Source organism: Streptomyces sp. NPDC021100 (assembly GCF_044333095.1).
Lineage (GTDB): Bacteria > Actinomycetota > Actinomycetes > Streptomycetales > Streptomycetaceae > Streptomyces.
In genome coordinates, this window is sequence record NZ_JBIRQH010000010.1 from 161,985 (window position 1) to 182,769 (window position 20,785).

19 protein-coding genes are annotated in these 20,785 nt (G+C 75.8%); 10 read left to right on the plus strand and 9 right to left on the minus strand.

Features of this window, described 5'->3' with window-relative positions:
- Nucleotides 1-171: 171 nt before the first annotated feature.
- Nucleotides 172-819: a hypothetical protein gene (locus tag ACH4PU_RS19910; protein ID WP_398273286.1), complete on the minus strand. Its 648-nt coding sequence runs from the start codon at nucleotides 817-819 to the stop codon at nucleotides 172-174.
- 606 nt (nucleotides 820-1,425) lie between these two features.
- The gene (locus tag ACH4PU_RS19915) at nucleotides 1,426-2,157 is read right to left on the minus strand and encodes a TetR/AcrR family transcriptional regulator (protein WP_398273288.1); all 732 of its coding nucleotides are present in this window, start codon (nucleotides 2,155-2,157) and stop codon (nucleotides 1,426-1,428) included.
- 335 nt (nucleotides 2,158-2,492) lie between these two features.
- On the opposite strand from ACH4PU_RS19915, the gene ACH4PU_RS19920 reads away from it, so the two are divergent.
- From ACH4PU_RS19920 to ACH4PU_RS19930, 3 genes are all read left to right on the plus strand, one after another.
- A complete protein-coding gene (locus ACH4PU_RS19920; protein WP_398273290.1) occupies nucleotides 2,493-3,962 on the plus strand; it encodes an MFS transporter in 1,470 nt (489 codons plus the stop codon).
- 183 nt (nucleotides 3,963-4,145) lie between these two features.
- Nucleotides 4,146-4,907 carry a class I SAM-dependent methyltransferase gene (locus ACH4PU_RS19925; protein ID WP_398273292.1) on the plus strand — a complete coding sequence of 254 codons (762 nt, stop codon included), beginning with the start codon at nucleotides 4,146-4,148 and terminating at the stop codon, nucleotides 4,905-4,907.
- Between the two features lie 39 nt (nucleotides 4,908-4,946).
- Nucleotides 4,947-5,678, plus strand: a complete 732-nt coding sequence (locus tag ACH4PU_RS19930) for an NAD(P)-dependent oxidoreductase (protein ID WP_398273295.1) — start codon at nucleotides 4,947-4,949, stop codon at nucleotides 5,676-5,678.
- Nucleotides 5,679-5,688: 10 nt separating this feature from the next.
- Here the strand turns inward: ACH4PU_RS19930 and ACH4PU_RS19935 are convergent, their stop codons facing one another.
- From ACH4PU_RS19935 to ACH4PU_RS19945, 3 genes are read right to left on the minus strand one after another with little or no spacing between them, the layout of a single operon-like run.
- A complete protein-coding gene (locus tag ACH4PU_RS19935; RefSeq protein ID WP_398273297.1) occupies nucleotides 5,689-6,993 on the minus strand; it encodes an FAD-dependent monooxygenase in 1,305 nt (434 codons plus the stop codon).
- A complete protein-coding gene (locus ACH4PU_RS19940) occupies nucleotides 6,990-8,588 on the minus strand; it encodes a class I adenylate-forming enzyme family protein (protein ID WP_398273299.1) in 1,599 nt (532 codons plus the stop codon). Before ACH4PU_RS19940 ends, ACH4PU_RS19935 begins: the two co-directional genes overlap by 4 nt.
- Nucleotides 8,589-8,634: 46 nt before the next feature.
- Nucleotides 8,635-9,195 (minus strand): SRPBCC family protein, encoded by a 561-nt coding sequence (locus ACH4PU_RS19945; protein ID WP_398273301.1) that lies wholly within the window; start codon nucleotides 9,193-9,195, stop codon nucleotides 8,635-8,637.
- 178 nt (nucleotides 9,196-9,373) lie between these two features.
- On the opposite strand from ACH4PU_RS19945, the gene ACH4PU_RS19950 reads away from it, so the two are divergent.
- Nucleotides 9,374-10,441: an amidohydrolase family protein gene (locus ACH4PU_RS19950; protein WP_398273304.1), complete on the plus strand. Its 1,068-nt coding sequence runs from the start codon at nucleotides 9,374-9,376 to the stop codon at nucleotides 10,439-10,441.
- Nucleotides 10,431-11,231 (plus strand): arylamine N-acetyltransferase, encoded by an 801-nt coding sequence (locus tag ACH4PU_RS19955; RefSeq protein WP_398273306.1) that lies wholly within the window; start codon nucleotides 10,431-10,433, stop codon nucleotides 11,229-11,231. The genes ACH4PU_RS19950 and ACH4PU_RS19955 overlap by 11 nt, the downstream gene beginning before the upstream one ends.
- 36 nt (nucleotides 11,232-11,267) lie before the next feature.
- On the opposite strand, the gene ACH4PU_RS19960 is transcribed toward ACH4PU_RS19955, so the two are convergent.
- Nucleotides 11,268-11,663 carry a YybH family protein gene (locus ACH4PU_RS19960; protein ID WP_398273308.1) on the minus strand — a complete coding sequence of 132 codons (396 nt, stop codon included), beginning with the start codon at nucleotides 11,661-11,663 and terminating at the stop codon, nucleotides 11,268-11,270.
- Between the two features lie 235 nt (nucleotides 11,664-11,898).
- On the opposite strand from ACH4PU_RS19960, the gene ACH4PU_RS19965 reads away from it, so the two are divergent.
- From ACH4PU_RS19965 to ACH4PU_RS19980, 4 genes are all read left to right on the plus strand, one after another.
- Entirely contained in the window at nucleotides 11,899-12,567 is a 669-nt protein-coding gene (locus ACH4PU_RS19965) for a flavodoxin family protein (RefSeq protein ID WP_398273311.1), read from the plus strand.
- Nucleotides 12,568-12,613: 46 nt separating this feature from the next.
- The gene (locus ACH4PU_RS19970) at nucleotides 12,614-13,390 is read left to right on the plus strand and encodes a VOC family protein (RefSeq protein ID WP_398273314.1); all 777 of its coding nucleotides are present in this window, start codon (nucleotides 12,614-12,616) and stop codon (nucleotides 13,388-13,390) included.
- 532 nt (nucleotides 13,391-13,922) lie between these two features.
- Nucleotides 13,923-15,173 carry a 3-deoxy-7-phosphoheptulonate synthase gene (locus ACH4PU_RS19975; RefSeq protein ID WP_398273317.1) on the plus strand — a complete coding sequence of 417 codons (1,251 nt, stop codon included), beginning with the start codon at nucleotides 13,923-13,925 and terminating at the stop codon, nucleotides 15,171-15,173.
- Nucleotides 15,170-17,074 carry an anthranilate synthase family protein gene (locus ACH4PU_RS19980; protein ID WP_398273320.1) on the plus strand — a complete coding sequence of 635 codons (1,905 nt, stop codon included), beginning with the start codon at nucleotides 15,170-15,172 and terminating at the stop codon, nucleotides 17,072-17,074. Before ACH4PU_RS19975 ends, ACH4PU_RS19980 begins: the two co-directional genes overlap by 4 nt.
- A gap of 108 nt (nucleotides 17,075-17,182) precedes the next feature.
- Here the strand turns inward: ACH4PU_RS19980 and ACH4PU_RS19985 are convergent, their stop codons facing one another.
- From ACH4PU_RS19985 to ACH4PU_RS19995, 3 genes are all read right to left on the minus strand, one after another.
- The gene (locus tag ACH4PU_RS19985) at nucleotides 17,183-18,151 is read right to left on the minus strand and encodes a zinc-binding dehydrogenase (protein ID WP_398273323.1); all 969 of its coding nucleotides are present in this window, start codon (nucleotides 18,149-18,151) and stop codon (nucleotides 17,183-17,185) included.
- A gap of 43 nt (nucleotides 18,152-18,194) precedes the next feature.
- On the minus strand, nucleotides 18,195-19,187 hold the full coding sequence (gene argF / locus ACH4PU_RS19990; protein ID WP_398273326.1) for an ornithine carbamoyltransferase: 993 nt from the start codon (nucleotides 19,185-19,187) through the stop codon (nucleotides 18,195-18,197).
- 156 nt (nucleotides 19,188-19,343) lie between these two features.
- Nucleotides 19,344-20,162: a LysR family substrate-binding domain-containing protein gene (locus tag ACH4PU_RS19995; RefSeq protein ID WP_398273329.1), complete on the minus strand. Its 819-nt coding sequence runs from the start codon at nucleotides 20,160-20,162 to the stop codon at nucleotides 19,344-19,346.
- 53 nt (nucleotides 20,163-20,215) lie between these two features.
- Here ACH4PU_RS19995 and ACH4PU_RS20000 point away from each other — a divergent pair, with 53 nt between their 5' ends.
- Nucleotides 20,216-20,617 carry a DUF5997 family protein gene (locus ACH4PU_RS20000; protein WP_398273332.1) on the plus strand — a complete coding sequence of 134 codons (402 nt, stop codon included), beginning with the start codon at nucleotides 20,216-20,218 and terminating at the stop codon, nucleotides 20,615-20,617.
- The last annotated feature ends 168 nt before the right edge of the window (nucleotides 20,618-20,785 follow it).

Here is a 20,785-nt window from a genome sequence, read left to right on the forward strand (position 1 = left end):
CATGGTGGGCGGCGGGGCGGGCCCTGACAAGGGAATGCCCGGCGCCCCCGGCCGGGGTGGCGGGAATCTGGCAGGAGCGCCTGCCATCCCGCGCGGACCGGGAAAGCGGCTGCCGTTTCCGGGCGCCCGGCGACCGGTCCGCCGTCCGGGCGGGGCGCGCGCCGTACCGGTTCAGAAGATCCCGTACGGCATCCGGGTCCACAGCTCCTTGCGGTTGGCGACGCCCAGCACCTCGTACACGCGCCGTATCCGCCGGTACATCGACCGCTCGGAGCAGTAGAAACGGCGGGCCATCTCCCCGACCGGGACCCGCTCGCGGAGCATGCCCAGCAGCGCCCGCTCCTCGTCGGAGAGCGCGCTCACCGGCGCGTCCGCGCCACCGGGCGCGGTGGCCCCCGGCGCGGGCCGGGCGGCGGTCGGGACGCCGACGGCCGCGGCGTGCTGGAGCAGCAGCCCCCGCAGGACGCGGAAGGACTCGGAGGGCTGCACCAGGAGGTTGAGCACCCAGTTGGCGCCGCTCTGGATCGCCAGGTGGGTCTGGGTGCCCACCGCGTCCGCGACGACCCCCACGATCCCGGCGACGGGGTCCGCCGCGGAGAGCCGGGCCAGCACCGCGGCGTGCTGCGGGGTGAACGCCGGCAGGGCCGCGAACGCCCCCTCACGGCCCCGGACGGCGGCGCCGACGTCGTCCACGTACCGCCAGCACAGGGAGGTGTCGGTCGTCCTCCCGCCGTACCCCTCCAGTGGCCGCCGCAGGGAGCGGTGGGCGACGATCACCGCTCCGCCCCTCCGGACCACGGCAGTGTCCTGATTTCCCATGAGGTCCCCCGTGTGCGCCATCGAGCGGCATTCGTCTCCCGTACGGCGGGTGGTGGCCGGGCCGGCGCGGGCGCGTCACCGCGCGCGTGCCGGCCCGGCGGCCGGCGGCACCGCCGCTCTCGGCGGAAGGACGCGCGGACCGGCGTGCGGGCCGGCCGCCGGGCCGGGGGCCGCGCGGTGCCGTCCCGGCGGGGGAGTGGTGCGACGAGCAGATCCGCAGCACATGCCGGTTTCCTTCGTCGGCCGACAGCAGGCGCCCGCTCCGCGCACGGCCGCCGGAAGCGCGGCCGCCGGTCCGACCCGGGAGCCGTATTTCCGTGCGGCGCATGGCGAAAACCAGCGCCAGGAGTCCAATATGCTGTCACTGCATGGCAGTTGAAGGCAAGTGGCCGTCGGGGGCGCCGGTGCCGCGCACCTCATGGGCGCCCCTTGTCGCGGAATTGGTGTGCGTCAAGCCCGGTCGCCGACGATATCCGGCACCCTTACCCGTGCGGTTTCCGCGTTTCTCCAGGCGGGCCGGTTTCCGGCCGGGCGGCGCCCCGGCGGGGAATCCGCCCGTAATTCACCCGTGTTTCCGCCGGGCGGCGCGGACGGGCCGGGCGGCCGTCAGGACCGCTCCGTCCCCTGCCGTGCCCCCATGCCGTCGAGCAGGTACTCCAGGCCCGCCGTGAAGTTCCCGTCCCAGTCGTCGTCGGTGATGTAGCTGTGGGCGGCGACGGTCGGGTACCGCTCCCGGCGGCCGTCGAGGTAGTCCCGGCCGGCGCGCGCCTCGTCGGCGGAGAGCCGCAGACTCGACTGGGCGGCGGTGGCGCCCATCACGTGGTTGTACAGCGCCCAGGTGGCGGCGTTGAGCCGGTCCTCGCCCAGCCCGGCCCGGAGCAGCGCCGACTGCAGGAACTCCATCCACGCCAGGAAGTTCGGTCCCAGCAACGGCCGTCGGCGGGAGGGCAGTTCGGCCGACCAGGGGTGGCGCAGCACGGCCCGCCGCCAGTCGTGCAGCAGTCGCGCGATGTCGTCCCGGGGGTGGTCGGTGTGCCGCTCGGGGACGGGCGTCTCGCCGAATATGGCGTCGACGGCGAGGTCGACGACGTCGTCCTTGGTCGTCACGTGCCAGTAGAGCGTGGTCGCCCCCGCCCCCAGCCGCTCGGCCAGCCGGCGCATCGTCAGCCGGTCGAGGCCCTCCTCGTCCAGCAGCGCCACGGCCGCCCCGACGATCCGCTCGCGGGTGAGCGGCGCCTCCCCGCCCCGGCCGGCCCGGGCGGGCCGCAGCCAGACGCTCCCCACCCCGCGGTGGGCCCGGCCGCCCGGCGTGTGCTCGCTGTCGGTGATGGCCTCCACCTCCCCCTGTACGTGACCACCGCCGGGTGATCACCTCGAAAAACGCGCACAACGTATCACCCGGCGCCGCGCGCCCGGCCACCGCCGCCGGGCTCCTCGCGCGCGGCCGCGTCCCGTTCCGGAACGCGGCGGGACGGCGGGTGCGGACCCCGGTTCCGGGAACCCCCGCACCCGCCGTGACCAGGGCCGACGCTCTCCCGCGCGGCCCTGCCGCCCGGCCCGCAACCCCCGTTCCCTATAAGGGCGTTCGGCCTTTCGGCCCGATCGGCGGTGTAGTACGCTCGCCGCCGACTCGACCAGTGTTCCAGTAACTCGACCGATGTACGAGGTGACGCATGGTTCCCGAAGTCCCGGCGCCCCAGACCGACTCCAAGCGCTGGTGGACCCTGCCGGTGGTGAGTCTCGCCCAGCTGATGGTCGTGCTGGACGCGACGATCGTGAACATCGCCCTGCCCTCCGCCCAGCACGACCTGGGCATGTCCGACAGCGACCGGCAGTGGGTGATCACGGCGTACGCCCTCGCCTTCGGCGGACTCCTGCTCGTCGGCGGCCGGATCTGCGGCATCCTCGGCCGCCGCCGCGCCTTCCTCGTCGGCCTGGTGGGGTTCGCCGCGGCCTCCGCCCTCGGCGGGGCCGCCGGTGACGCCGGCACCCTCTTCGCGGCCCGCGCCCTCCAAGGCCTGTGCGCCACCCTCCTCGCCCCCGCGGCCCTCTCCCTGCTCGCCCTGACCTTCACCGACGCCCGCGAACGCGGCCGCGCCTTCGGGGTGTTCGCCGGTGTCGGCGCCGGCGGCGCCGCCCTCGGCGTGGTCGCCGGCGGCCTGCTCACTGAGTACGCCGACTGGCGCTGGTGCCTCTACATCAACGTCCCCATGGCCGCCCTCGCCCTGGCCGGCACCCCGTTCCTCCTCCGCGACCGCCCCGACCGCGGCCTGCCGCGCCCCGACGTGCCCGGCGCGGTGCTCAGCGCCGCCGGCCTGGTCGCCCTGGTCTATGCCTTCGCCCAGGCCGAACCGCGCGGCTGGACCGACCCCCTGGTCCTCGCGCTGCTGACCGGAGGCGTCCTGCTCCTCGCCCTCTTCACCGCCGTCGAGGCCAGGACGCCCCACCCGCTGCTGCCCCCGCGCGTCCTGCTGCACCGCGCCCGCGGCACCGCGTTCTCGTCGGTCTTCCTCATGTTCGTCGCGATGTTCGGGTTCTTCCTGTTCGTCAGCTACTACACCCAGACGATCCTGGGCTACTCCGCCGTCCGGGCGGGCATGGTCCTGCTGGTCAACGCCGTCGGCGGGATCGTCGGCTCGGTGGGCGTCGCGGGCCGGCTGCACCGACGCGCCGGCCCCCGCGTCCTGATCATCGCAAGCCTGCTCTCCGCCGCCGCCGGGATGCTGGTCCTCACCCAGCTGACCGCCACCAGCTCCCACGTCTTCCTCGGCTACCTGCTGCCCGCGCAGATCCTCACCGGCCTCGGCCTCGGCTGCCTCCTGGCCACCGCGACCGACCTGGTGACCGCCGACATGGGCCCGGCCGACGCCGGCATCGCCTCCGCCGCCTACAACGCCGTCCAGCAACTGGGCGCCGCCCTCGGGACCGCCCTGCTCAACTCCATCGCCACCAGCGTCACCGCCGGCTACCTGGACCGCCACGGACACGGCCGTGACGCCGTCGACGCCGGGACCGTGCACGGCTACACCGTGGCCCTCTGGATCGCCTTCGCCGTCCTCGTCTGCGGCGCGCTCACCGCCGGCGCGCTCTCCCGGAGCGGACCGGCCGGCAGCGGCGCCCGCGCCACCGAACCGGTCTCCTGAACACGACAACCCGTCCTGGCGGGCCATGAGTTGACAGATCTCATCGGCCCGCCGTGGCCGCCCCGCGCGGGCCGCCGCTACCGTCGTCCGGGGGCGCCGCCGCCCCCGAGACGCCCGGCGGCCCGCCAGGACCGCACCCACACCGACGGATCCACGTACTGTCCGGCAGAAGGGCGAGGGACCATGCGGAAATCGGTGCACCACGACAGGATCAGCGCGCAGTACCAGTCCGTGAGCAGCCGCTACGACCTGGTGAAGAACCTCCCCTACGCCTTCGCCGAACGGGAGACCCTGTGCGCGGCGCTCCCCGACCTCACCGGCAGGTCCGTCCTGGACGTCGCCTGCGGCACCGGCTACTACTCCCGCCTCTTCAAACGCCTGGGCGCCGACCGCGTCGTCGGCGTCGACATCGAGCGGAGCATGGTCGACTGCGCCCGCGAGATCGAGGAGGAGGACCCGCTCGGCATCAGCTACGAGGTCCACGACGCCGCCGGGCTGCCCGTCCTGGGCGAGTTCGACGTCGTCACCCCCATCTGGGCGTTCGTGCACGCCAAGGACGCCGCCGAGTACGACGGGATGGTCGCCCGGTGCGCGCGCAACCTCGCCCCCGGCGGCACCATGGTCGCCCTGGTCTCCAACCCGGACATCGACCTGGAGCGGATGACGGCCTATCCGCGCTACGGGCTCTCGATCACCCCCAAGGAGAAGCACGGCGACCTCCAGGTGATCACCATCGGGATGGACGTCGACCCGCCCGTCTCCTTCGACGGGTTCTTCTGGCCCGCCGGCATCACCGAGGCGGCCATGGCCAAGGCCGGCCTGACCGGCATCCGGCGCCGCCCCGACCTCGCCCCCGGGCACGTGGACGGCGTCAACCCCAAGGGCTACTGGACCGAGTTCGTCGAGAACCCGCCGTTCGCCCTCTACACCGCCGAGCGGCCCTGACCGGGCCGCGGACTTCCGGAGACGCGAGACGGAGAGCCCATGAAGATCGCTGTATTCGGCGCCAACAGCGCGACGGGCCGGCACCTCACCCGGCAGGCCCTCGCCGAAGGCCACACGGTGACCGCCGCCGTACGGCGGCCCGACGGCTTCCCCCTGGACGGCCCCAGGCTGCACGTGCGCGGCACCGACGTGTTCGACCGGGACGCCGTCGACGCGGCGGTCACTGGACAGGACGCGGTCGTCTCCATCCTCGGCGTCCCCTACGGGCGGGAGCCCGTCACCGTGCTCTCCCGGGGCATCACCCACATCACCGACGCGATGGCCGCCCACGGCGTCAAACGCCTCGTCTGCGTCTCCTCCCGGCTGCTCGCCGTGCGCGCGCCGGCCGGGTCGGGGGAGCGGCCCCCCAAGGAGCGCTTCACCTACCGCAGGGTCCTCTACCCGGCCCTGCGCACCCTCGGCCGGCAGCTCTACACCGACATGATCCGCATGGAGCGCACGGTCCGCGCCACCGACCTCGACTGGACGATCGTGCGGCCGTCGGCCCTCTACGACACCGGCACCCGCACCGACTACCACTTCGCCGTCCCCGAGGCACCCGGCCTCTACACCTCGCGCGTCGACCTCGCCCACGCCCTCCTGCGGCTGGCGGCCGAGGACCTCCATGTGCGCACGGTGATCGGCGTGTTCACCACCGAGGGCGTGCCGTCCTTCCGGGACGTGCTGCTGAAGGAGGTCCTGCGCGTCGGCTCCTGGGGTGGCGGCGGATAGCCGCCGGCGCTCAGGGGAGCTCCAGGAGCCCGCCCAGGGTGTACGTCCCGGACCGGCCGGCGGCGTCCTCTCCGTCGGCCTCCGGCGCCGCCGGGAGGTAGCCGCCCAGGGTGTACGTCCCCGTGCCGGCACCGGCGGCCTCGCCGGTGCCGGCCTCCGGGCCGTGCAGCCAGGACACGTAGTCGTACAGGTCGGACGCCGACATGGCGGCCAGGGCCGCGTTGCGCGCGGCCGCCGCCGCCCCCGCCGCGTGCCACAGGGCGACGCTGTCCCGCGCCAGCCGGTGCACCCGCGCCGTGCGGTCGCGGCGGGCCGCCGCGTACACGGCCAGCCCCGCCGCGAACCCGCCGGCGGGCCGGTCCAGCGCCGTACCGAGGACCACCGCGTCCTCCAGGGCCTGGCAGGCGCCCTGCGCCGCGTAGTGCAGCGCCGGGTGCGCCGCGTCGCCGAGCAGGGCCACGCGCCCGTCGGTCCACCGCTGTACCGGTTCCCGGTCGACCAGCACCCAGGACTTCCAGCCGGTGCCCAGTTCCAGCAGCCGCCGGGCCGCCTCGCACAGCCCGGCGAACTCCTCCAGCACCGACGCGGCGGTGACGGGCCGTCCGGAGAACGGCTCGGGCGGCGCGTTCTCCGCGCTGGGCGCCAGGTTGAGGTACCGGCCACCGGCGATCGGGTAGTGCACGAAGTGCCGGCCGGGCCCGGCCCACCAGGTCACCGCCCGCCGCCGCAGCCGGGCGGGCACCCGCTCCATGGGGACGACCGTCCGGTAGACCGTGATCCCCGCGCCGCGCGGCGGGCCGTCGCCGAGCATCCGCTCCCGCACGGCGGAGCGCAGCCCGTCGGCGCCCACCAGGGCGTCCGCCACCAGGTGCCGGCCGCCCCGCAGCAGCACCCGCACCCCGGCATCCGTGTGCTCGTAGCCGGTGACCGGGTGCGCGGCGCGCAGCTCCACCCGCCGCTCGGCGCGGCAGGCCGTGAGCAGCGCCCGGTGCAGCTCGCCGCGGTGCACCACCACGTACGGGGCGCCGAACCGGGCCCGGTAGCGCTCGTCCAGGGGCATGCTCACCACGTGCTCGCCGGTGACGCCGTCCATGAACCGCAGCTCCGGCACCGGCACGGCGAGCCGCGCGACGGCCTCGGCCAGCCCCAGCCGGGCCAGGGCCCGCAGGCCGTTGGGGGCGAGCTGGACGCCCGCGCCGAGCTCGGTGAAGGCGTCCTCCCGCTCGCAGACCACCACCTGGTGGCCCCGCCGGGCGACGGCGAGCGCCGCGGCCAGCCCGCCGATGCCGCCGCCCGCCACCACCACGGCCGTCATGCCCGCTCCCCTCGCCGGCCCGCGCCGCCGTCCTCGTCGCTCCCGTCCGCCAACCGGGCGGCCAGCTCCAGGCGTTTGACCTTCGTCGTCGCCGTCCTGGGCAGGTCCGCCTGCGACCACCGGACGGGAGCGGCCATCGGCGGCAGCCCGGCCACCGCCGCCCGCCACGCCGCCTCGTCGAGCGGCCGGTCCCCGTGCGTGCACACCACCGGCAGCGGTGGCCCCCCGGCCAGCGGGAGGATCACCACCTCGGCCAGCTCGGGCAGCCGGGACAGCAGCCGGTCCTCCACCGTCAGCGTGCTGCCGAACCCCGGTATCTCGTCCACCTCCCGGTCCGTCAGGTGCAGACAGCCCCAGCGGGTGCGGTAGCCGAGGTCGCCCATCCGCCACCACCCGTCGTCGCTCTGCCGCGAGAACCGCTCCGGCTCGCCCAGATAGGTACGGATCCGCCCGTCGCTGCTGACCTCGATCCAGCCGGGCGAGGACGCCGTGGGCCGCCGCCCGTCCCGGCTCACCACGCGCACCCCGGTCATGCCCGGGAACGGGACGCCCACGCAGCGCCCGTCCGCGTCGGGGGAGCGGCGCCTGCCGTAGGCGCGGGCGACGGTCGGGCCCACCTCGCTCTGCCCGTAGATCTGGCCGAAGCGCGGGAACCGGCGGCCGGACGCGCCGACGAGCGTCCGCACCGTGCGCGGGTGCAGCGCGTCGAACGTGCTGCTGAACAGCTTGACGTTGGCCAGCGGGCGTCGCGGGTCGTCCGCCAGCCGCTCCCAGCTCAGATACGTGTTCGGGTGCGCTTCGAGGACGGCCGGGCGCAGCCGGGCGAAGAGGCCGGCCACCCGCTCCGGATCGGCGTCCGCCAGGACGGCCACCGGGAAGCCGCGCAGCAGCGCCAGGGCCAGGGCGGTGACCAGCCGCGAGTGGACGAACGAGACGTGGATCGCCACCGGCTCCCGCCGCCGCATCAGCGCCGTGGCCAGGGCCTGCGGCCGGTAACGGGCCTGCAGGCTGTGCCCGGTGTGCACGGCCAGCTTGGGCTCTCCGGTGGTTCCCGAGGTGTGGGTGACCAGCGCGGGCCGGTCCGGCGGCACCGGCACCTCCGGCACCCGCGGCGCGCCCGCCCACCCGGCGAGCGACGGCGCGCGGGCGTCCCGGCCGGCGGCCAGCAGCACCCGAGAGGCGAGCCCGAACACCGCGTCGGGCAGCACACCGGCCAGTGTGGCGGCGTCCGTGACCAGCACCGGACGCTCGATCCGGCGCAGCAGCCCGGCCACCGTCGCGCCGTCCAGCCCGGGGGAGAGCAGGACCGGGACGCCGCCGATCCGCGCCACGGCGGCGGCCAGCAGGAAGATGTCGAACGCGTCGCTCTTGCGGACCACCACGTGGTCCTCCGGCCGCACTCCCGCCCGCCACAGCCGGGCCGCGAAGTCGTCGACCAGGTCGGCGACTTCGGGCAGGGTCAGGGTCCGTCCCCGCTCCGGGGCGATGTCGAGGTCGTGGTCGAGGAGCAGGACGTTCGACGGGTACCGGGCGGCGGCCCGCTCGAACAGCGAACCCAGCCGGATGCCCCGGTTCCCTATGCGCTGCAGCAGCATGGCGTCGCCTCGATTCCGATTCCGGAGATGTCCGCGGAGGTGCCGGTCAGCGGGGTTCCAGGGCGCGTTTCAGCCGCGCCGCCGTCGCGGCCATGTCCCGCTCCAGCTTGGCCCCCCACTCGGTGAGGAACCGCTTCCGGTCCGCCTCGTCCATGCCGGCGGTGATCCCGCGGATGCCCTCCGTGGGCGCCCCCATCCGGAAGTGGTGGGTGAGCCGGGTGGCGCCGCCCGGGGCGGGCGCGAGGGTGTAGCCCCAGACGCTGTCCTGGATCCGGCCGGCGCTGTCCAGCATCGCCCACGCGAACCGGCGGCCCGGCTCGGCGACCACCACCTCGGCCCGCGTCGTCCACTCGCCGCGCACCACCGGCGCCCAGGCCACCACGTCGGCCGCGCGCCGGTTGCGGCCCGCGAACACCGTGCCCACCGCGCCGGCGGGGCCGCCCTCCCACTCCCCGCCCACGCACTCCTCGCTCCACCGGTGGCAGCCGGGGAGATCGCTGACCGCCGCGTACACGGTCTCCGGGGGCGCGGGGACGAGGACGCCGGTGCTGATCTCGAAGAGGGGAGCGGTGCCGTCGTCCGCGGTCGTGCGGTTCCCTGCCGTCATACGAGCCAGCGTCGGGGCGGCCGGGCGCCCGCGGCAACGCACCCGCCCGGGGATTCGTCAGGTGTCCGGCGGGAGCCGCCGAGAGGTGACAGACTCCCGCCGCCGCCCGTCGACGGCCCGCGGCGGCGGACCGTACGGTCGCTGCGACGTGCCGAGCCGTCGAAGCGGAGGAACCGCCATGGGGACGAGCACGCCGGGCACCGCCGGGACACCCTGGTCCGGCGCCATCGACGTCCACCACCACACCCTCCCCGCCTGGTACGCCCGGGAGCTGGAGCGGCTCGGCTTCTCCACCGTCCTGCCGGGCGTCGACCCGCCGGCCTGGACCGTCGACACCGCCCTGGAGACCATGGACCGGCAGGGCGTCCGCGCGGCCGTCCTCAACGTCTGGCCGGGCGTCCCCGCCGTCGGCACCGCCACCGGCGCCCGGCTCGCCCGCCGCGTCAACGAACACCTCGCCGGCCTCGTCGCCGGCCACCCCGACCGGTTCGGCGCCTTCGCCGTCCTGCCGCTGCCCGACGTCGACGCCGCCCTCGCGGAACTGGCGTACGCGCTGGACGTCCTGCGCCTCGACGGCGTCTCCCTCGTCACCCACTACGCCGGTACGTACGTCGGCGACCCCCGCCTGGACGCCTTCCACGCCGAGGCCGCCCGGCGCGGCACCCCCCTGTTCATCCACCCGACCGCGCCCCCGGCCGGCGGACAGCCCACCTTCGGACTGCCGCTCTCGCTCTGCGAGTTCACGTTCGAGACCGTACGGGTGGCCACCCAGCTCCTCTACCACCGCACCCCGGAACGCCACCCCGGCCTGCGGATCATCCTCTCCCACGGCGGCGGGGGCCTCGCCTACCACGCCACCCGGCTCACCCTCGGCCCCCTCGTCAGCGCCGGCCTCGGGCAGCGGCTGCCCGCCGACCCGATCGGCCTGCTCCGGAGCCTGTACGTGGACACCGCCATGGTCGGCGACCGGCATGCCTTCCCGGCGGTACGCGCCTTCGCGCGCCCCGACCGGATGCTGGTGGGCACCGACTTCCCGTTCATGCCCGCGTCCTTCGGCGAGGGCAACGGCCGCCACATCGTGGAACACGGCGGCCTCGGCGCCGAGGAACTGGCGCTGCTCGAACACGGCAACGCCGCGGCCCTCTTCCCGCGCCTGGCCGGGGAGGCGGCCGCGGCGCAAGGGACGGGCGCCCGCCCCGACGACCGGACAGCAGACCAGAAAGGGGACCGTCAGCGTGCTCGATGACACCGCGGTGACCGCGTACCTGGACCGCATCTCCGCCCCGCGCCCGGCCGGCGCCACCCTGGACGCCCTGCGCCGGCTCCAGGAACGCCACCTGCTCTCGGTACCGTTCGAGAACCTCGGCTACCACCTGGGCGAGGACATCCACATGGACGAACGGGTCGTCGACAAGATCGTCGGCCGGCGCCGCGGCGGCGGCTGCTACGAGGTCAACCCGGCGCTGGGCCTGCTGCTGCGGAGCCTCGGCTACGAGGTCTCGATCATGCCGGGCCGCGTCTGGATCCACGGCGAACTCACCCCGCCCCTCTGCCACCTGACCCTCAAGGTGCGCGCCGGGGGCCACGCCCTCCTCGTCGACGTGGGCTTCGGCCGCAACAGCCGGCACCCGCTGTCCCTGGAGACCGACGCCGAACAGCCCGACCCGCACGGCACCTTCCGCGTCCAAAGCGCCGACGACGGCGGCATCGACGTCCTCCTCGACGGCACCGCCCTCTACCGCGTGTACGACATCCCCTGCACGGTCGCCGACTTCGGACCGACGCTGTGGTGGTACCGCACCGCGCCCGACTCCCCGTTCCTGCAGAACCTGTTCTGCTCGATGCCGACCGAGACCGGGCGGGTCACCCTCAAGGAGGACCGGTTCACGCTGGTCGACGGGGACCTGCGGGAGAAGCGGCAGGTGACCGACGCCCGGGAACTGCTGGAGACCTACGAGAAGTGGTTCGGCATCAAGCTGGACCGGCTCCCCGTGAAGGCCGCCCCCACGACCACGGCCCCGATGTCCTTCGACTGAGGGGCGGCGGGGGTGCGTCCGGCGCGGGCGCGGCCGTCAGTCCGTACCCGACGGGTTCGAGATCAGATACCGCCAGCGCCCGTCCGGGCCCCGCCGCGCCACGTCGGTGGCCGTGCCCTCGACGTGGACGTGCCCGCCGTCCGGGCCCGTCCCGTCGTGCGCATAGTCGTTGATCAGCAGGGCGGTGTCGCCGACCACGTAGACCCGCCGCAGCGAGACGCTGATCGGGATCCGCCGCCGCACCACGTCCGGCAGCGCGGCGCGCCGCCGCGCGCCGGCCACCGCCTCCCCGGGCCGGCGCACATGCAGGGCCTCCGGCTCGAACAGCGCGTCGAGCAACGCGGTGTCCCGCGCGTTGAAGGCCGCCGCGAACACCCGCGGCAGGTCGGCCGCGGAGACGGGAAGGCGGGCGTCGTCCTGAGGACCGGTCATGCCCCCGAGTACAGCAGCGCCCGGCCGGCGCGGGACAGCCGCCGGCCGGGATGTCTGTCAGCTCCGCGCCGCGACGGCCGTCCGCCGACCTGACAGATCGGACGGCCGGGCGGTGGGCGGCGGCACCGCCCGGGCGGCACGATGGATTCCGCGCCGTCCGCGGCCCGCTCCCACCGGGGTCCGCCGGGCGGCCCCACACCGCCGTCACGGCACCGGTCCACGAGGAGCGAACCTCTTGACCACCATCACCATCCTCTTCCACTCCCGCAGCGGGAACACCTACCAACTCGTCGAAAAGGCCGCGGAGACCGCGGCCTCGGCGGACGCCGAGGTACGCGTCCGCAAGGTCGCCGAACTCCCCGACCCCATGATCCTCGACAAGAAGGCCTACCAGGAGCTGACCGAGGCCACGGCCGACGTTCCCGAGGCGACCCTCGACGACCTCCTCTGGGCCGACGCCATCATGATCGGCACTCCGGTCCACTACGGCCTGCCCGCCCCGCAGATCCTCCACTTCATCGACCACACCGGGCCCGTCGCCATCCCCGGCCGGCTCATGGACAAGGCCGTCTCCGCCTTCGCCTCCGGATCCATGCCGCACGCCGGCCAGCAGGCGGCGATCCTCGCCCTGCACAACGCCATCTGCCACTGGGGCGCCGTCATCGTGCCCAACGGCTCGGCCGCCGCCGTCCTCCACCGTCCCGGCAACGGTGCCCCCTACGGCACCGGCACCATCTCCCGCCACGAGCCGCGCAACGTCACCGACGACAACCTCGGCGCCATCGAGTACCAGACCCTGCGCACCCTCCAGATCGCCCGGGCCCTGCGCCGCGGTCTGGAACCGGAACCGCGCATCACCATGGTCAGCGACGAACGCCTCCGCACCTTCGGCCTCGACATCTGACCGCGCCCCGCCGCGCCCGGCGCGGACGGGACCACGAGGAGCCGGCATGACACCGCGCGACACGCCCTGGCCGCACGGCACGCCGTGCTGGGTGGAGATCCGCGTCGACGACCCCGTCGGGACCGCCGGGTTCTACCGGGGGCTGTTCGGCTGGGAACTCCACGACCAGGGAGCGGAGTTCGACCACTACCTCACCGCCGCCCTCGACGGCCGGCCGGTCGCCGACATCGGCCCCCGCCGCACCGCCGCCCCCGGCAACCCCGACGGCTGGCTGGTCTGCCTCGCGGCCCGCGACGCCGACGCCGCCGCCCGGCGGGTCACCGGACACGGCGGCACTCTGCCGGTGCCCGTCCACGTCATCGGCTCGCACGGCCGGTTCGCCGTCGCCGCCGACCCCATCGGCGCCGCCTTCGGCATCTGGCAGGAAGGCGACTACTTCGGGGCCCGGATCGGCGGCGTGCCCGGGGCGGCCGTGTGGCATCAGTGCGTCACCCCGGACCCGGCCGCCGCCACCGCCTTCCACACCGCGGTCTTCGGCCGCCCCTGGACCCGGGACGGCGACGGCGGCCACCGCACGCTCCTCGACCCCGACGGCCGGGCCGTGGCCGGCGCGGGACCGGCCGAGCACCCGTTCCGGGAGCCCGGTCCGGCGCACTGGGAGGTCACCTTCGGCGTCGCCGCGCTGGACGGCGCGCTCACCCGCGTCACCGGGCTGGGCGGGGCCGTCCTCGCCGGGCCCTCCGCCACGGCGCGGGGAGCGACCGCCCTGGCGGCCGACCCACTGGGGAACCGGTTCCGCGTGGCGGAGGTCGCGAGGGGCTGACCTCGGTGGCTGAACTCCCGCGCTGGTTGCGGATGTCGGAATGCCGGGACGGGGGCGCGCCGCCGTCGGATGTCCTCCGCCGGGCCACGTCAGCGCCGCCGGCCGGCCCGGATGCTCCGCCCTCCGGGCCGGCCCGGCCGGACGCCCGCCGGTCGGCCGGGCGGTCGGCCGGACGGAAGCGCCGGTCGGTTCGAACGCGTCGTCGTGGCCCGGAAGTGTCGCCGCGGCCCGGATGGGTCGCCCGCCGGTCGGAACGGGCTGCCCGCCGGCCCGGACGAACTGCCCGCCGGCCGAATGTGTCGCCGGCCGGTCCGGGCGTGCCACCGGTCCGGGCGCACCGCCCGGCGCGGCCCCACCGCCCGCGGCAGGCGATCCCGCGCCGACCGGCAGCTGACAGACTCCGCCCGACCTGACGAACCGGCACCGCCGCCGCTGGGTGCGCCCCCACGGCCGGTCCAGGCTGGAGAGGTGCATCCTTCACTCCACCCGCCACGCCGCCCACGACCCGGCCGGCCCGACCGACGGAGCCGGCGTGACCGGTGAACCACTGCTCTCCCTGCCCCTGGAGACCGCCCGCCAGCAACCGCGCTGGGACGACCCCGACCAGGTCCGGCGGGTCCGCGAGACCCTGGCCGGACGGCCGGGACCGGTCGCCGAGGACGGCGTGCGCGCCCTCCACGCACGGCTGGCCCGCGTCGCCGCCGGCGAGGCCGAGGTGGTCCAGGCCGGCGACTGCGCCGAGGACCCCGACGAGTGCACGGCCGCCCACGTGGCCCGCAAGACCGCCGTCCTCGACCTGCTCGCCGGAGCCGTGAAACTCGCCGGCGGCCGGCCGGTCCTGCGCGTGGGCCGGATCGCCGGACAGTTCGCCAAGCCGCGCTCCCGGCCCACCGAACGCGTCGGCGGCCGCGTCCTGCCCGTCTACCGCGGCCACATCGTCAACGGCCCGGCCCCCACCCCCGAGGAGCGCCGCCCCGACCCCCTGCGCCTGGTCACCGCCTACATGGCGGCCGTCGACATCATGGGCCACCTCGGCCACCCCGGCCGGGACGACCCCACCCGGATCGACCAGCCGGTGTTCACCAGCCACGAGGCGCTGCTGCTCGACTACGAACTGCCCTTACTGCGCCGGACCGCCGACGGCGGTCTGCTGCTGTCCTCGACGCACTGGCCGTGGATCGGCGAGCGCACCCGCCAGGCGGACGGCCCGCACGTACGGCTGCTGGCCGAGGTGGTCAACCCGGTGGCGGTCAAGATCGGGCCGGACACCGGAACCGGCGAACTCCTGGCGCTCTGCCGGGCGTTGGACCCCGATCGCCGGCCGGGGCGGCTGACGCTCATCGTACGGATGGGCGCCGACCTCGTGGCCGGGCGGCTGCCCGCCCTGGTCCGCGCGGTCCACGCCGCCGGCCACCCGGTCGTCTGGCTCACCGACCCCATGCACGGCAACACCGTGATCACCCCGCGGGGACGCAAGACCCGGTACGTCCGCACGCTCCGGCGCGAGATCCGCGCCTTCCGGGCCGTGCTGGCCGACGCCGGCGCCTTCCCGGGCGGCGTCCACCTGGAGACCACCCCCGACCGCGTCACCGAGTGCGTCCACGACGCGCGGGAGGCCGACCGCGCCGGCGAGGTCTCCACCACCTTCTGCGACCCCCGGCTCACCCCGGAACAGGCCCTGGAGGTCCTGACCGCCTGGGGCGAGCCGACCGGGCCCGTCCCGCCGGCGCGGGCGGCCGGAGCGGCACCGCCGCGCCCGGCGGCGGAAGGGCGGCCGTCATGACGGACGGCGCCGCGCTCCTCGACCGCGTCCTGGCCCCCGACCCGCCGCCCTTCGCCCTCCTCTACCGCCCCGGCACCGCCGGCGGCGACCGGATCGACGTCCTGACCGGCACTCTCACCACCCCCCGGCGCGTCGCCGACCTCCCGCTGCCCGCCACCGCCCACGGCCCGGCCGCCGCCGACGTCCTCGCCGTCCTGCCCTACCGGCAGCTGGCCGAACGCGGCCTGGCCGCCCCCGACGACGGCACGCCCCTGCTCGCCCTCACCGTGCGCGAACAGGCCGCCGTCGGACGCCGGGCCCTCCTCGCCCGCGTCCCGGACACCCCCCTCCGCCTGACGGGCGGGCACTTCGACCTCGACGACGACGCCTACGCGCGGCTCGTCCGCACCCTCGTGGACGAGGAGATCGCCGCCGGCGCCGGCGCCAACTTCGTCCTCAAGCGCCGCTTCCTCGCCGACGTCACCGACTGGTCCCCGGCCGCCGCCACCGCCTTCTTCCGCCGCCTGCTGGTCCGCGAGTCGGGCGTCCACTGGACGTTCCTCGTCCACACACCCGGCCGCACCCTGGTCGGCGCCAGCCCCGAACGCCACGTCACCCTGCGCGCCGGCACCGCCGTGATGAACCCCATCAGCGGCACCTACCGCCACCCCGGCACCGGACCCACCCTCGCCGGCGTCCTGGACTTCCTCGCCGATCCCAAGGAGACCTACGAGCTGTTCATGGTCCTCGACGAGGAACTGAAGATGATGGCGGCGGTCTGCGACCGCGGGATCCGGGTACGCGGCCCCTTCCTGAAGGAGATGGCCCGCCTCGCCCACACCGAGTACCTCATCGAGGGCCGCACCGACCGCGACGTCCGCGACATCCTGCGCGCCACCCTGTTCGCCCCGACCGTCACCGGCAGCCCGCTGGAGAGCGCCGCCCGCGTCATCAGCCGCCACGAACCCCACGGTCGCGGCTACTACAGCGGGGTGATCGCCCTCATCGGCCGCGACGGCCGTGGCGGCCGCGCCCTGGACTCCGCCATCCTCATCCGCACCGCCGACGTCGACCCCCGCGGCCGGCTGGCCATCGGAGTGGGCGCCACCGTCGTCCGAGACTCCGACCCGGCGGCCGAGGCCGCCGAGACCCGGGCCAAGGCCCGCGGCCTGCTGGCCGCCCCGTCGCCCGGCGGCGGGACCGCCCTGGCCCGGCACCCCGCCGTACGCTCCGCCCTCCGCGCCCGGAACGCCGGCCTCGCCCGCTTCTGGCTCCACGGGCCCGGTCCCGTCCCCCGCGACGGCGGCTTCCTGGCGGGCCGCCGGATCCTGGTGATCGACGCCGAGGACGGCTTCACCGCGATGATCGCGCACCAACTGCGCGCCGAGGGCGCCCTGGTGACCGTCCGCCGCCACGACCGTCCCAGCCCCCTCTCCGATGTCACCGGCCACGACCTCGTCGTCACCGGACCCGGCCCCGGCGACCCCCGCGACCTCGCCGACGCCCGGATCGCCCGCCTGCACCACCTGACCGGCCGCCTTCTCTCCGCCCGCCGGCCCTTCCTGGCCGTCTGCCTCAGCCACCAGATCCTCGGCCACCGCCTGGGACTCGTCCCGCGCCGCCGGCCCGCACCCCACCAGGGCGTGCGGAAGGAGATCGACCTCTTCGGCCGCCGCGAGCACGTCGGCTTCTACAACAGCTACGCGCTCCACAGCCCCGCCGGCCGGCTGGACCTCCCGGGCACCGGGCGGGTGGACGTCTGCCGGGACTCCGTCACCGGCGAGGTGCACGCCCTGCGCGGCCCGCACTTCGCCGGCGTGCAGTTCCACGCCGAGTCCGTCCTCACCCCGGGCGGCCTGCGCGTCCTCCGGCCGCTGCTCACCGGCCTGTTCGAGGCACCGCGGCACCGGGTCCGCCCCTGAGACGGCCGCGATTTCTGAGGCCGCCACGACTCCTGAGATGACCTCGTCCTCTGAGATGGCCGCGCCTCCTGAGACGGCCGCGTCCTCCGAGACCACCGCGGCCGCGCCTCACCGGACGTCCAGCACTACCCGGCGGCCGCGCAGCCGGCCCGACTCCAGCATCCGGTGCGCCTCGGCGGTCGCGCTCAGCGGCAGCCCGACCACCTCCCGGGGGCGCAGCCGGCCGGCGGTCAGCACGGCGTCCACACACCCGGCCGCCGCCGCCAGTTCGGCCACCGTGGCGTTGGTGAGGGCGAAGCCCACGACCGAGCGGTCCGCCACGTAGAGCGGCCCGACGGGCAGCACCGGCCGGCTCGCCATCCCGGCCAGCAGTACCAGCCGGCCGCGCGGCGCCAGCGCCTCCACCGCGGCGGGCACGTCGTTGGCCCCCGCCGCGTCGGCGTACAGGTCGACGCCGCCGGGGCACACCCGCGCCAGTCCGCCGGCCGCCGCCTCCCGCCGGTCCAGCACCACCTCGGCGCCCAGCGCGCGGCAATGGGACTCGTCGGCGGCCCGGGCGACCGCCACGACCCGGGCCCCCGCCGCGGCGGCCACGGCCACCATCGCCGACCCCACGTTGCCCGCCGCGCCCACCACGGCCACCGTCCGCCCCGGCCGCAGCCCGCCGTGCGTGACCAGGCCCAGGTAGGCGGTGGCCACCGGGTGCACCAGCGTCACCGCGAGCCGGGGGTCCACCCCGGGCGGCAGCCGGTAGAGCCGCTCCGCGGGCACCGCCGCCAGCTCCGCCGCCGCGCCCTGCCGGCCGCCGTGGCCCATGCTGTTGCACCACACCGGGGTACCCGCCGGGAACCCGGCGGCGCCCGCGCCCGCCACCCGTCCGACCAGGTCGCGGCCGACCACGAAGGGGAACTCCACCGGCGTGCGCACGGCGCCGGAGCGGACGAAGGCGTCCACGTGGTTGACGGTCGTCGCCGCCACCTCCACCAGCACCTCGCCCGGGCCGGGGCGCGGCGCGGGCAACTCCCCGAAGCGGATGGCCTCCGCCGGTCCGAACTCCTCGATGTACGCGGCGTCCACGCGGCCATTCTGGCCGTCCCGCCCGGCGCTGTCCCGTCCCCGCTCAGGCCGGCCGCAGGCGGGCCGCGGTGATCAGGGTGTGGAGCACCGCCTGGGCGGTGGGGAGGCGGTTGGCGGCCTGCTGCCAGGCCAGGCAGCGGGGGCCGTCGAGGACGTCCGAGGTGATCTCCTCGCCGCGGACGGCGGGCAGGCAGTGCAGCACCACGGCGTCACCGGGGGCGTGCGCCAGGAGCCGGCCGTCCACCCGGTAGCGGGCCAGGTGCCGCCGGCGCTCGGCGGCCTCGTCGCGCCGGTCCATGGGCACCCACACCTCGGCGTAGACGGCGTGTGCGCCCCGGACGGCGTCCTCCGGATCCTCGGTCAGGGACACGGACCCGCCCGTGCGCCGCATCGTCTCGCGCGCCTCGTCCAGCAGGCCGGGATCGGTCCCGTAGGCGGCGGGACGGGCGATGGTCAGGTGCATGCCGGTGGCGGCGCAGGCGGAGAGGAAGGAGTTGCAGGTGTTGCTCCCGCCGTCGCCGACGAAGGCGGCCCGCAGACCCTTCAGCATCCCGAAGTGCTCCCGCAGGGCGAGCAGATCGGCGAGGGACTGACACGGGTGGTGGCTGTTGCTCAGCGCGTTGACGACCGGCACCGCGGACACCTCGGCCATCCGCTCCACGACGCCGTGTTCGAAGGTGCGCACGGCGACGGCGTCGAGGTACGACGACAGGACCCGGGCCGTGTCGGCGACGGTCTCGCCGTGGCCGAGCTGGAGCTCGTCCCGGTTCAGCACCACGGCGGCCATGCCGAGCCGCTGGGCGGCGGCGGCCAGCGACACCCGCGTCCGCGTGGACGGCTTCTCGAAGACGCATCCGACGGCCCCGCCCCGCAGGCTGTCCGCCCACCCCAGCGGCTCCCGTTTCATGGCCTCCGCCCGGTCCAGCAGGGTCCGCAGGACGCCCGGGTCCAGGTCGCCGACCCGCAGCAGGTGGTCCGGGACCGCGCCGTCCGCGGCGGGGGCTTCCCGGCGGGCCGCCGGTGACGGTCGGGTCATCGCGCGCCTCCGGGTCGGGGGTCCGCCGCCGCGGGTCCGCCGGCGGGCTCTGCCCCGAGTCTGGCCCGGGTGCGGGGGACCGGCACTCCGCCCGCGCCGCGCGGGTGAACCGTGCGCGGGCACCCGCGGACGCGGACCCTCGCGGACGGGGACCGGTCAGCGGCCCCCGCGCCGCCGGCCGCCGGCGGAGCGCTGGGCGCCGCCCTTGCCGCCGCCCTTCGCGGTGTTCTTCCCGGCGCCCTTCCCACCGCCCTGTCCCGCGGTCTTCCTGCCGCCCTGCCCGGCGGCCTTCCGGGGCGCGCCGCCGCCCTTCCGGCCGGCGGCCCCCGCCCCGCCCGTCCGGCGCTCCTGGGCCGACGGCAGTTTGGGCCCGCGCGTGCTGTTGGCGGTACGGCCGCGGACGACGCCGATGAAGTGCTCGACGAGCTCCGTGGTCCGCTCCTCGGGCCAGGACAGGGCGACCCGCGACTGCGGGGCGTCGGTCAGCGGCCGGTAGGTGAGGTCCTTGCGGTGGTGCAGCCGAGCGAGGGACTGCGGGACGACGAGGACGCCGATGCCGGCCGCGACCAGCTCGACGGCGTCCGCGGTCGTGGCGGGCCGCTCCAGCGCGGGCCGGCCCGGCAGCCGCTCCCAGCCCAGGGCGTCGTCCAGCGGGTGCAGGACGATGTCGTCGGCGAGATCGGCGACCGTCGCTTCGTCCACCGCCGTGAGCAGGTGGTCCTTGGGGACGATCACCACGGTGGTCTCGGTGTACAGCGGGATGGCGCTCAGGTCCGTCCCGTCCACCGGGAGCCGGAGCAGCGCGGCGTCGGCGCCGTCGGCGCGGAGCACGCCGGGCGCCTCGTGCGGGGGCACCGACAGCAGGGTCAGCGGCACCTCGGGCAGGCGGTCGTTCCAGATACGCACCCATTTGTCGGGTGTCACTCCCGGGACGTAGGCGAGCCGGAACGTGGGGGAGTCTTGCGAGCCTGTCACCCGCCCAGGTTACCGGTCACGGAGCGTGCCGATCGCCCCGTACCCTTGGTCGCATGACCACGCACAAAACCGCCCAGACGATGAAGCCCGCGACCGCGGCGAAGAAGCTGGGGGTGTACCTGGAAGCCACCCCCGCCTCGTTCCGGGAGGGTGTGGTCTCCCGCCAGGAGCTGAACGCGCTCCAGGCCGACCCGCCGGAGTGGCTGCAAGACCTGCGGCGCGACGGGCCGCACCCCCGGCCGGTGGTCGCCGCGAAGCTCGGCGTCTCCATCGCGGGCCTCGCCCGGGGCGGCGTCACCGAGGCGCTCACCACGGAGCAGATCGAGGCGCTGAAGCAGGAGCGGCCCGAGTGGCTGGAGCGCGAGCGCACCACGCAGGCCGGGGTCCGCAAGGAGGCGCAGCGGATCAAGGAGCGGGACGCCCAGCGGGCCGCCGCCGAGTCCGCCGGTTCCTGATCGCTTTCCTCCTCCGTACTTCCGCTGGCCCGGCCCGGGACCCCTCCCGGGCCGGGCCCGCCGTCTTTCCGGCCGCCTTCCGTCCCGCCCTTCCGGCCTGCCCTTCCGGAATCCGGCCGAATCAGCGCGTCCGGTTTGATGGCTTGTCATCGGCTATGCCCTGACGGC